Raw genomic sequence first — 11,653 nt, forward strand, 5'->3', positions numbered from 1 at the left:
AAGCAGTCGGATGAAGATGTCGGCCGGATCTACGACATGATGGCGAGAGGCAACCAGCTGGAACGGGTGCCTTACGTCCTCGCAGCCGCCATCAAATCGATTACGGACCAGGCCAATTCGGAGGCCGCGACGCAGTTGAAGTCGTTCGATCCGCATAAGGTCGTGGACAACAGCGTCGTCGACAAGCTGGTAAAAGAAGGGTTCTTCGAGAAGACCTTTGGGCCGGGTATCAAAAGCGAGGAAGACCGGAAGAGCAAGGCGGCATACAGATAGAGAAGAAGAAACCGCAAAAAGCGCAAGAAGCGCATGTGCCTTTTGCACCTCTTGTGGTTTCTCCCTGATTTCGAATGGTTAAGCTACAGATCGATCACCTCACGAAACACTACTGGCTGGAGCGCGAAGATCGCGAGGTCCTTGCGCTATCCGATGTGTCTTTCTCGGTGGAAGACGGCGAGTTCATGGCGATTGTCGGGCCGAGCGGCTGCGGCAAGACGTCGATGATGAACATCGTTGCCGGGTTGCTTCCTTATGAAGAAGGCAATGTCGCCATCGACGGGAAACGCGTGGATGGTCCGGGGATTGACCGGGCGGTGGTTTTTCAGCACGCCAGCCTGCTGCCGTGGCGCACGATCGCCGGCAATGTGCGATACGGCATGGAGCTTCAGCGGCGTTTCGACGAAAACGCCATGCAGGAGCGCACCGAATACTTCATCAAGCTGGTCGGACTTTCAGGATTCGAACGGCACTATCCTTCGGAACTCTCCGGCGGAATGCAGCAGCGCGTGAATCTGGCGAGAGCTCTTGCGGCCGATCCTGTGGTTCTGCTGATGGACGAGCCGTTCGCCGCGCTCGATGCGCAGACCCGCGAGTTCATGCAGTCCGAACTCTTGAAGATCTGGTCGAAAGCCAGGAAAACGGTTCTCTTCATTACGCATCAGATCAACGAGGCCATCTACCTCGCCGACCGCGTCGTGGTCATGAGCGCGCGCCCCGGCCGGGTTAAAGATGTTTTCGACGTGCCGTTTGCGCGCCCGCGAAATCTGAGCCTGAAGCGCGACCCGAGATTCCTGGAGCTGGAGGATTCCGTCTGGAAACTGATTGAGGAAGAATCGGATCGTCTCGGAATGGCGGCCGCGATATGAAAACCGAGACGACGCTCGCCCGGCCGCATGTCGAAAAATCCGAACCGTCGGGGCGCCCGCGCCAGACATTTTACCAGCAGCATGAAGGCGCGATTCTGGGCGGCACTGCGGTTCTGCTTGCGATCGGCATCTGGCAGGCGATCTGGTCGTACACCACCTGGATTTCACCGCTGTTCTTCAGCGGCCCGTCCGCGATCGCGAAGGCATTCTGGATCGCGCTGACCAAGGGAACTCTACTCGCGGATCTCGCGTTCAGCGGCAAGAATTTTGCGATCGGCTTCAGCTGCGCGCTGGTGAGCGGTGTCGTTCTGGGCGTGATGATCGGCTGGTACCGGCGTTTCCGGCTGATCGCGGATCCTTTCGTCAACGCGCTGTACGCGGCGCCGCGCATCGCGCTGATGCCTCTGATCATCATCTGGTTCGGCATCGGCATGTGGTCGAAGGTCTTCATCGTTTTTCTTTCCGCCTTCTTTCCGATCCTGATCAACACCGTGGCGGGCATCCGCAACATGGATCGCGATCTGCTCCGGGCGGCTCGCGCGTTCTGTGCATCGGATTGGCAGATTTTCAAGACCCTTGCGATCCCGGGGGCGGTGCCCTTCATTCTGACGGGCGTCCGCCAGGGTGTCGCGGTCGGCTTGATCGGTGTCGTCGTGGGCGAAATGCTCGGTTCGAGCGAAGGTATCGGCTTCATGGTCGCGTACGGCGGTCAGACGTTCCAGACCGACACATTGTTCGTCGGATTCATCATCATTGCGTTTGCCGGTGTCATTCTCACTTCTCTCGCGGAGCGGCTCGAGCGGCGGTTTTCGCGCTGGCGCCCGGAACGGTAGCGGAGGATATTTCCAATGGCTGAAATCGTACTTGGCATCGGGACGTCGCACGGGCCGCTGCTGTCGACACCTCCCGACCAGTGGGATCTGCGCGCGAAAGCGGACCGCGCCAACAAGCAGCATTTCTATCGAGGAAAGGCGTACGACTTCGAGTCGCTTTTGAACGAACGGGCCCCGGGCTTCGGTAAAGAGATCGGACTGGAGACGCGCCGCGAACGCTTCGAACGCTGCCAGCGCGCGTTGGACGCCGTTGGAAGGAAGTTCAGAGAGGCCGCGCCCGAAGCCTTCGTCATTGTGGGCAATGACCAGCGCGAGATTTTCACTCAGGATCTCACGCCCGCCATTACGGTGTTTCGCGGAGCCACGATCGAGAACATTCCGGATCACAAACCCGAGGTCAGTCCCGGCCTGAAAATCGCTGAAGCGGGGAACTGCCCGCCGCAGGGGGCGTCGTATCCGGGAGCGCAGGGCCTCGCGGACCACATCATCAATACGCTGGTCGCGGATGATTTCGACCCTGCGCAGGCCACGGCACTGCCAAAGGAGAGCGCTCGTCTCGGGATTCCGCATGCCTACGGCTTCGTTTATCACCGCGTGCTTGGCGATGCTCCGCCGCCCAGCGTGCCGGTCATCTTCAATGTTCATTACGAACCGAACCGGCCGTCGATCCGCCGCTGTCTGGCGTTGGGTCATGCCTTGCGCCGGGCTATCCAAAGCTGGACCGGACACAAGCGCGTGGCGCTCGTGGCTTCCGGCGGGCTGACGCATTTTGTCATCGATGAGGAGTTCGATCAGAGCGTGCTGAGCGCGATGGAACGGGGAGACGAAGATGCGCTGTCGCGTTTGCCCGAAAGCTATTTCCGTGTCGGCACCGCGGAAATCAAAAACTGGCTGCCTGTGATTGCCGCGATGACCGCGGAAGGGAAGCGCTTCCACAAAATTGACTACGTGCCTTGCTACCGGTCCGAGGCCGGTACCGGAAACGCGATGGCATTTGTGTACTGGGAATAAGAATGGACACCGTTGCTCGTTTGACTCGTCTCGATACCTGCGCCGTTTCCGACGCGATGGACAAACTCGGTTTGCGCGGCGCCGTCATTGGAATTCACCAGTATTCGACTCAGCGGAAGATCGCGGGCCGCGTCCTCACGGTCAAGCTCGGCATCGATGACGGCAGGCCCATAGCGCACAAACACCTCAGCACGACGGCCATTGAGATGGCGAATCCCGGCGACGTCATTGTCGTGGAACAGCGGAGCGGAATGGATGCTGCGGCCTGGGGCGGAAATCTGTCGCTCGGCGCCAAAGTGCGGGGCGTCGCGGGAGTGATCTGCGAAGGGCCCGCGCGGGACATCGACGAGAGCCGCCAGCACGATTTTCCCGTCTATGCCCGCGATCATACGTGCACCACGGCGCGCGGCCGCCTGGTGGAGACTGCGACGAATGAGAACATCACAGTCGGAACCGTTCTCGTCAGCGCAGGTGATTATGTGATCGCCGATGCCAGCGCCGTCGTCTTCATTCGAGCGGAGGACATCGGCCGCGTTCTCGATGCCGCTGAAAAGATCGTCGAAAAGGAAAAGCTCATTGCGGAAGCGATCCGGTCCGGCACACCGATCGGGCAGGTCATGGGCGCCGATTACGAAAGCATGTTGAAGAGGTAATTCGTGGATCCAAATGTAGAACGCGCAGCGAAACTCGATACGACTGCATTAAGTGACGCGCTGGACCGTCTGGGGATTCCCGGACAATGCCTGAACATCAAGCCGCTCGATCCTCGATTCCGCCTGGCGGGCCGCGCCTACACTTTGCTGTATGGTCCTGCCGGTATACCTCCGGGTACGGTTGGCGATTTCATTGATGAGGTTCCCGAAGGCAGCGTGATTGTTATCGATAACGGCGGCCGGGAGAACGCGACCGTCTGGGGAGACATTCTGACGATGGTCGCGCATCGCAGAAAGATTGCCGGGACCGTGATCGATGGCGCCTGCCGCGACACTCATCTGGCCCGCGAAATCGGGTATTCCATGTTCAGCCGGAGCTATTCGATGCGAACCGGCAAAGACCGCGTTCAGCTCGAAACCGTCAACGGCCCTGTGAATATCGGCGACGCCCGGGTGGACGCGGGCGACATCCTTCGCGGCGACGCGGACGGAGTGATCGCCATTCCGAAAGCGCACGAAAACCAAGTCCTGACTGTTGCTGAGGAAATCGACGCGACGGAGGAAAAGATTCGTCGTGCCGTTCTCAGCGGCATGACGCTCTCGGAAGCGCGCCGGCAGCATAAATACCACCAGCTTCAAAGCAAAACATAGTAAGCCGCGGATGACGCGCCCATCTGCGTCATCCGCGGTATTTGCGGCCTATTTCTTCTTTTTCTTGTACTTGTCGAAGAAATCGAACGTTTCTGGCAGCACCTTCGTCCATGCTTCTATGTGCGTTCCGCCCGGAACGCCGAGGAACGTCGCATTGACACCGGCTTTCTTCGCCAGCTCGACCATTTCCTCCGATGTTTTGTAGTCCATCGTCGTGTCCGCGTCACCGTGAATCGCCAGAACCGGAATGTTCTTCAGCCGCTCATACGGAAACTCGGTCGGCGTCAGAGGACCGGCGCTGGGTGAAATCGCTGTCCAGCGCTCGGGATATTTCTCGGCGATATACCAGACCGCGCCGCCGCCCGAGGAGTTGCCCATCAGGTAAGTGCGGTTGGGATCGGAGTTGTATTCCTTTGCGACGAGGTCAGTGACATAAAGAATGTCCTGCTCGGCTCTCAGCTTGTCCTCGGCCGTCGCCGGAGCCTGTGGAGCGCGCGGCCCGCCGCCTGCTCTTCCGCTGCCACCACCGGCACGAGCGCCGCTGCCGCTTCCTCTGCCGCTTCCTCTGCCGCCGCCACCACCAGCACCACCGCCGGCGCGCGGCTGACGGGGAGCCGGGACCATTTTGAAGGGGTTGTTGTAACCGCCGTCCACTGCGGTCGCGCTGGCTTTGTAACCGGTGATCGCGGCGACGATATACCCGCGTTCTTCAGCAAGTTTGCCGAGTGCGCCGTCGCCGCGCACGAACGGAGCGTCCGAGGGCTGGCCGGCTCCGTGCGTCACGATGACCAGCGGTAACTTCGTGTTCTTGTTCCACTTCATCGGAACATAGAGATGGTAGGGAATTTTCTCATCGGTACCGGGGAATACATAGGTTCGCTTCTGGTCACCCTTCGCCTGGTACTGGGGATCCTTCTTATCCGGCTGGGGCGCTTGCGCGCTCAACAGTCCGGCAGGCAGCACGAGCGCTGCAATCAACATCAAAAAAAATCTCTTTGGCATTCTCATCACCCTTGATTCGGACAATTTATAAGTAAAGTTCCGACTGATATTTATATGATTCTGCGGCATTTGTCCAGAGGGGCAGAATATACCCCAAAAGTGATCTGTCCCCTTTTTTCCTTTTCGTGACGTTTTTTGACACGCACTACTTGCCGAGCAAATCGTGGAGGCGTTTGGCGAAGCCGTCGACGTTGCTTCTGGTGATGACCATCGTCGGGATGATGATCTGCTTATTGTCGGGAATGAACGACTTGTCACCCTTGAGCGCCCGGGTCATCAGCGTGATGGCTTGATAGCCGAACTCGAACGGCTGCTGCACGATGGTTCCGTATATGGAGCCATCCTGAATTCCCGCGATCGTTTCATCCGCTTCGTCGAACGCAACGATTTTGACCTGGCCGGTCTTTCTGGCGTCTTTGACCGCGTTCAGGATGGCGGGACCGTTGTAACTCCAGAGCCCGACGAGGGCTTTGATATCGGGATATTTCACCAGGGTATCGGCCGCGTTGGATTTTGCGCGCACGCTGTCGACGTCGTCGGTCCGCGTATCGATGATTTTAATTCTGGAATCCTGCAACACGTCTTTGATGCCCTGAATGCGATCTTGCGCGTTTCGCGCGTCGAGCTTTCCGACAAAGAGCATGATCTTTCCGCCGTCCGGCAGCGCTTCTTTGATGAGTTGTCCGGCCTGGCGGCCGGCAGCTATGTTGTCGGTGCCGACGTAGCAGGTACGTTCGCTGTTGGGGGCGTCGCTGTCCTGTGTAAAGACGAGGGCGTGCTTGGCAACATCGTTCAAAAGGGCGGTCTGGTTTTGTGGATCGACAAGGGAGATGGCGATGCCGTCGACGCCTTTCGTCATGAGATCGTCGATGATGCGCTTCTGGTCGGCGGCTGTTCCGTCGGACGTGATTCGGAATTCGGCCGAGACGTCGCTCAATTCCGCATCGGCCTTTTCCACTCCGCGCCTCGCCATCGTCCAGAAGTCGGCGGAGTTATTCGTTACAAATGCGAGTTTCAGTTGCTTTCCGGCCTTGCCATCGCCGCCCGCCTGCGATTTCGAACCGCAGCCCGCTGCCAGCAGAATTGCGGGAATCAGAATAATGAGTGCCTTCTTCATTGGCGGCATTCTCCTCGTTATAGCTGCAGGCGGGCAACGCCAAACCGCGATGCACCGGGCGAAGATCCCGAAAAAACGTAGGGCCGGTAGCCCGTCGCCGACCTGTATTGTTCCACGATCTCTTGAATCGCCTGTTCCGAATCTTTCTCTCCGATCACCGCCACCGTTCCTCCGCAACCGCCGCCGGTAATTCGGGCTCCATAGAGTCCGGCCGCCGGGCCAGCCGCGCGGACGAGGTCGACAAGCAAGTCCGTGCCTTTTGAACCGAGTCCGCACGCGCGATAGCTGTTGTGCGATTGGAACATCAATGCACCCAGCCGGCCGAATATTGCGTGATCCGGCGGGGCAAGCAGCAGTTCGCGGAATTCTCGAACGCGGGCATGCTCATATACAGGGTGTGCTGCCGGATGCCGGACCTTATAAACTCTCGAAGGCTCCACTGTCGTAATGCGGTCCGCCGTGCCGCCATATCGCCTCAGAAACTCTTCGCCGGAAATCTCTTCGGGCAGACGTTGACGGTGTCCACGTTCGAATTCCTCGACGGAGATATTGGCTAGATATCCATTTGCAGCGTCATCACACGCGATGATGCGAAAACCCATAAAAGCACCGCAACGCACGGAGCCATAGTCGGAACCGCTGACGGCGTGACGCTCGCCGGAGTCCAGGCCCCAGAATCGAATCCCACTCGAAACTTTCACCGGCGGCTGAAGGTCTGCGGGCTGGCAGAGGAGCGCCAGCAGCGAGTCTTCTTCGCCGCAGGCCGACGTCATCTGATCCATCACGCCGCATGGCGCACCGGCAACCAGATTCTCCGCCATCTGACAAAGCAACGCCATTCGGTGTGGCGGCAGGTCGATGCCGAATGCGCCGCGAACGGCTTGCATCACGGCAACTTCGAGCGCGGCCGAGGACGCGACGCCTTTCGCTTCCGGTACGTTCGAGGAGATCAGAACTTTTGCGCCGCCATTGAGTGAGACGCCGCACTCCCGCATGAGGACCAGGAAAATGCCGGCGACGTATGCCTTCCATCCATCGTTGGGAGAGCCGGCAAATCGCTCTCGCGCCTCCGCATATTCGATCGGCTCCAGTTTTATGACGCATCTGCGGACCGGATCACCCAGACTGACGACTTCCAGTTGCTTCCCGCCCATTGGTTGCGCCGCCGCAAACGTCGCCTCCGCGATAGGCTGCTGCAGCACGAGAGACCCGGAATAGTCCGCGATGCCCCCCATGACATCGAGACGTCCGGGCGCCCGCGCAACAAAGACGTCCCGGCCTCGCTCGAAGAAACCGGCGGATTTCGCGATGTCTATAAATTGCTCGAGATTCACGGTTCGGTTGTCTCCCGGTTCATTCACACATTAGATAGCCCGCGCCTACAGGCCTCGTTTCCTCAGCGCAGCCTCCAGCAGGGGCTGGATTTGATCGTGGATCGAGGCGTTCGCATATCCGGCCCAGGCCACATCCGTCATGACATCGAGCGGTGCTCGAAGCGCTGCGCCCTTCGGATCGGTGACGATCACGCCCGCTTCGCGCGCAATCAGCGCGGAGCAAAGATCGTAGGGATGGCAACAGATGCCGAGCCGCCGCCCACGCCGGGCAGCGATCTGCTCCATCAAAGGACGCAGATCGGCGACGAAGCGGTCATGGCCCATGATCAATTCATAAAGCTGTCCACCAGTCGAAATGTACTGATCCTCGAAGCAGTGCGCCTTACCGGGCTGTAACGGGCCGAGGGCGCCGGTTACGATTTCTTCATCGATCGCGGCAAGTTCATCGCGTACGCCTGGAAAGAACCGGGAAATCATCGCGAAACCGTGAGCGATGGTCTTCGCTTCCGACGGACGCGGCCGAAACGGGAGGCGTTCCCGCGTCAGCCTGTTCAATCGTTCGGCCTGGACGCCGGAGCCTTTAATTGCCCAGAGCTGATCGGAAAGATGCTGTTTCACCAACGGAATCTCGGTCTGCACGGCAAGCACGATGTCCTCCAGCGACGTCCTGTCCCCGCGGTTCGGTGCGACGCCGGTCAAAATCCATGCGCTCCGCTTCTGATACATGAGGCCGCGCGTTCCATCGATCGGATCGACGATGATCCGCCATTCCGCGGAAGCCTCGCCCCTGGAATCACGCTCCAGGCCCTCCGCGATCAGCACGAAGGCGTGTTGCCGCCGCAGTTCGCTGAAGAACTCCAGCAATGGCCCTTCACTGATGGCGTCGATGGAATAAATCGTGTCGCCCGCAGTCTCACGCTCGACGCCGGCGAGTTCTTCCATCTGCTGTCTCTCGCACGCCGCAAGGACTGTGTCGCGAATACGGTCGTGGAGGTCGCGCAACGGTTCCAGGAGTTCGCGGATGTCAGACAACATTTTCTCCTGGCGAGGCCTTGTAATGGATGTCCGGCAGGCTTCTCAACTCTTCCGCCTTTTCTTCAGGCAGCGTATCGCTCAGGAAATTGCCGCCGCCGATTTCGGGACCGGCAAGATACTTCACAAGGTTCGGCTTTCGCAGTGGAGGATGGAACTGGACGTGAAAATGAAATCCGGTATAGTCGCCGCCGTCCGTCGGTGCATGATGCAGCGTCATGACATAGGGGAAGGGCATTTGCCAAAGGTTGTCATAGCGGACCAGCAAGGCTTTCAAGGCCGCCGCGAAGTCTCTCAGTTCCGCCTTGTTCAAATCCTCCAGCCGGGCATGCGTTTCCAGCGGGGCGACGTAGCATTCGTAAGCGTAACGCGCGAAGTAAGGAATGAACGCGATGGCCGATGAATTCTCATGGATTATTCGGCGCCCATCTGCACGTTCCGCCTGAAGAATATCCTGGAACAGTATCCGGCCCGTCCGTTCGTAGTGTTCGTGGCCGGCGGTATGTTCGGTCTGAGTGGTTTTGAAGATGAAGTTCGTGGCGTAGATCTGGCAGTGCGGATGCGTATTGGAGACGCCCACGACCTCGCCTTTATTTTCGAAAATCAGGACGTGTTTGACTTCGAGACGCGAACCCAGCTCGGCATATTGCCCGCGCCATGTTTCCAGGAGCTTTTCGATTTCAGGGAGAGATAATTCCGCCAGGCTCGAATTATGTTTCGGACTGTAACAGACAACGCGAGCAAGACCATCCGCCGGGCGGTTGCGATAAATGCCGGGCGGCGTCTCCAGATCCTGCGGAGCGTCCGGACCGACACAGGGATGATCGTTATCGAAAACGAAGATATCGCGATACTGCGGGTTCTGCGCGCCCCGCACGCGCGGGTTTCCCGGGCAGAGATAGCAGTCTTTGAGATATTCGGATGCGCTTTGCGCAGATTGCGCTCGGACAGCGCCATGCCACGGCCGGTCCTGGCGATGCGCCGCGACGATGACCCATTCCTGCCGCAGCGGGTGCCAGCGCTCTTCCCATTTCGCCATGTGTTTTATCGTGTCTTCAGGCGGATGACGCTAACGGAATGCGCCGGAAGCTCATGCGCGAAACTCGTCCCGGCATTCTTTATCGTGATCGGTTTCGGCACCACTTTCATCGGCTCGGCAACCGTATTGACGTCCGCCAGCGTTCCGGTGATCATCTCGCCCGCCGCATCCTTCTTGATGGTGGAGACTCCCTGAAGATCGATCTGCAGAGGTTGCGGCGTTTCCTGAATGTTGACGAGTTTTAAGATGACGTCCCCGCTCGGAGTGTCGCGGGTTGCGCTGACATATAGGCCATCGAAAGGCCCCGCAGGGCCGCGTGCGCCGCTTCCGCCGCCATTTCCGCCACCGTTGCCGCCTGGTGGCGCACCCGGCGGAGGCGGAGGAACGGGCGCGATCGGGATCTGCTGCGCTGTGAGCATCGGCAGGTTGTCGATTTTCGCGGGCAATACGACGTCCCCGCGATTGTTCGAGAACATCTTTTGCACGTAATACGACGGCGAGCCGAAACTGTTCAGCGCATCATATCCGATCAGATTGACCGCCCATTGGCGGCCGCCGGGATTGACGTTGATCAGGAGCGGGGCGTAGCAGTTCATCATCACAACGTCCGCATTACGTTCCAGCCCCGTCAGCCACGCGGCATCGCCGAGCGCAAAGGCCAACATCGGAGTGTCGCCCGTTCTCGGATTATTGGTGGCCCACTCGCCCAGGAAAATCTTCGTCGCGGAACGGCTGTAATTGTCATACAGATGCGCCTGGCTGAGCGCCGTCGGAATCGTCATGTAATAGTGATCATCCAGGAAGTCGGGCCGGCGCGTGTAGGTGAAGTCCCGGTCGCTCGATCGCATGGTCGAAATAATCCTGATGTTCGGATACTTCGCCTTGATGGCATCGTAAAACATTGTGAGCCGCGAATCGTAGGTCGCGGTGCCGCGATTCAGCCAGTCTTCGTTTCCGACTTCGATAAACCGGAGCTTGAACGGTTGCGGATGACCGTCTCGCACGCGCTTGGCGCCCCATTCCGTTTTTGCATCGCCGGTGATGTATTCGATTTCGTCGAGTGCATCCTGAACGTGCGGTTTCAGCGCGTCACCAGTAATAATGTTGGCCCCGTTATCGATGTGCAGGCCGGCATAGACGGCGACGATCGGCTCCATATTCAAGTCTTCGCACCATTCCAGAAATTCGAGCAGCCCCATGCCGTCCGACGAGCGGTATCGCCATGGGCTCATGTGCGTGGGACGTTGCTCCAGCGGCCCGATCGTGGCTTTCCAGTTCCACCGGTTTTCATAGTTCGGACCTTCCACATAGTTACCGCCCGGAAAGCGGAGGAAACTCGGTTTCAGGCCGGCGAGCAGTTGCATGATGTCCTGCCGGTTGCCGTTCGGACGGTTCTTGTATGTCGGCGGGAAAAGCGAAACCAGGCTGAACGAGATCGTTCCGGGTGTCCCAGTCGAAATGACAAAACGATTCGTGGTCGACGGAGCCGCTCTCGAGGTCTTCAAGGTGACCGTGTATTTCTTCCAATCTGAGGAAACACGCGGCACGTCCGCCTTCGCGAAAACAGTCGCACCATCGTTGCTCTCGATCGCCGCGGTCAGCGAGCCTTTGAAGCCATCGTTTGATTTTGCATAAAAGGATGCGTGGTAGGTGGTGTCCGGCTTGACGGGGATACCCCAGAAGCCTTCGTTGGCGATTCCCGCGCGCCCGCTGGCTTTAAGAGAGGCCGCATCGAGCTTCAGCGCTGTCGTCAATGCGGTACCGGGAACAGGGTCGTTCTCGAGCGCAATCGAGCCGGCTCCTGTAGAAGACCAGTGAACCGGTTTCTGACCGTCGTCT

Annotated in this window: 12 protein-coding genes; 6 read left to right on the forward strand and 6 right to left on the reverse strand. The window is 59.0% G+C overall.

Going from position 1 to position 11,653, the window contains the following annotated elements; translation table 11 throughout:
* The 6 genes from VGK48_27690 to VGK48_27715 all read left to right on the forward strand — a co-directional run.
* Nucleotides 1-273, forward strand: a 273-nt coding sequence (locus VGK48_27690) for a hypothetical protein (protein HEY2384975.1), incomplete at its 5' end; no start/stop codon positions are given.
* Between the two features lie 74 nt (nucleotides 274-347).
* Complete coding sequence (locus VGK48_27695; GenBank protein ID HEY2384976.1) at nucleotides 348-1,142, forward strand: ABC transporter ATP-binding protein; 795 nt, start codon at nucleotides 348-350, stop codon at nucleotides 1,140-1,142.
* Nucleotides 1,139-1,975 (forward strand): ABC transporter permease, encoded by an 837-nt coding sequence (locus VGK48_27700; protein HEY2384977.1) that lies wholly within the window; start codon nucleotides 1,139-1,141, stop codon nucleotides 1,973-1,975. Before VGK48_27695 ends, VGK48_27700 begins: the two co-directional genes overlap by 4 nt.
* Before the next feature lie 15 nt (nucleotides 1,976-1,990).
* Nucleotides 1,991-2,986, forward strand: coding sequence for a protocatechuate 3,4-dioxygenase (locus tag VGK48_27705; protein HEY2384978.1), 996 nt, complete (start codon nucleotides 1,991-1,993; stop codon nucleotides 2,984-2,986).
* Nucleotides 2,987-2,988: 2 nt separating this feature from the next.
* Nucleotides 2,989-3,639: an RraA family protein gene (locus VGK48_27710; GenBank protein HEY2384979.1), complete on the forward strand. Its 651-nt coding sequence runs from the start codon at nucleotides 2,989-2,991 to the stop codon at nucleotides 3,637-3,639.
* 3 nt (nucleotides 3,640-3,642) lie between these two features.
* Complete coding sequence (locus tag VGK48_27715; GenBank protein HEY2384980.1) at nucleotides 3,643-4,290, forward strand: RraA family protein; 648 nt, start codon at nucleotides 3,643-3,645, stop codon at nucleotides 4,288-4,290.
* A 48-nt stretch (nucleotides 4,291-4,338) separates the two neighbouring features.
* Here VGK48_27715 and VGK48_27720 read toward each other — a convergent pair whose 3' ends face one another.
* The 6 genes from VGK48_27720 to VGK48_27745 form a co-directional block, all read right to left on the reverse strand.
* Complete coding sequence (locus VGK48_27720) at nucleotides 4,339-5,292, reverse strand: hypothetical protein (GenBank protein HEY2384981.1); 954 nt, start codon at nucleotides 5,290-5,292, stop codon at nucleotides 4,339-4,341.
* 145 nt (nucleotides 5,293-5,437) lie between these two features.
* Nucleotides 5,438-6,409 carry a sugar-binding protein gene (locus tag VGK48_27725; protein ID HEY2384982.1) on the reverse strand — a complete coding sequence of 324 codons (972 nt, stop codon included), beginning with the start codon at nucleotides 6,407-6,409 and terminating at the stop codon, nucleotides 5,438-5,440.
* Between the two features lie 17 nt (nucleotides 6,410-6,426).
* Nucleotides 6,427-7,743 carry a galactokinase family protein gene (locus VGK48_27730; GenBank protein HEY2384983.1) on the reverse strand — a complete coding sequence of 439 codons (1,317 nt, stop codon included), beginning with the start codon at nucleotides 7,741-7,743 and terminating at the stop codon, nucleotides 6,427-6,429.
* Nucleotides 7,744-7,788: 45 nt separating this feature from the next.
* Complete coding sequence (locus VGK48_27735) at nucleotides 7,789-8,778, reverse strand: inositol monophosphatase (GenBank protein HEY2384984.1); 990 nt, start codon at nucleotides 8,776-8,778, stop codon at nucleotides 7,789-7,791.
* A complete protein-coding gene (gene galT / locus VGK48_27740; GenBank protein ID HEY2384985.1) occupies nucleotides 8,768-9,814 on the reverse strand; it encodes a galactose-1-phosphate uridylyltransferase in 1,047 nt (348 codons plus the stop codon). Before galT ends, VGK48_27735 begins: the two co-directional genes overlap by 11 nt.
* A gap of 5 nt (nucleotides 9,815-9,819) precedes the next feature.
* Nucleotides 9,820-11,653, reverse strand: a 1,834-nt coding sequence (locus VGK48_27745) for an alpha-L-arabinofuranosidase C-terminal domain-containing protein (GenBank protein HEY2384986.1), incomplete at its 5' end; no start/stop codon positions are given.

This window comes from Terriglobia bacterium, from assembly GCA_036496425.1.
In the GTDB taxonomy this organism is placed as follows: Bacteria; Acidobacteriota; Terriglobia; order 20CM-2-55-15; family 20CM-2-55-15; genus 20CM-2-55-15.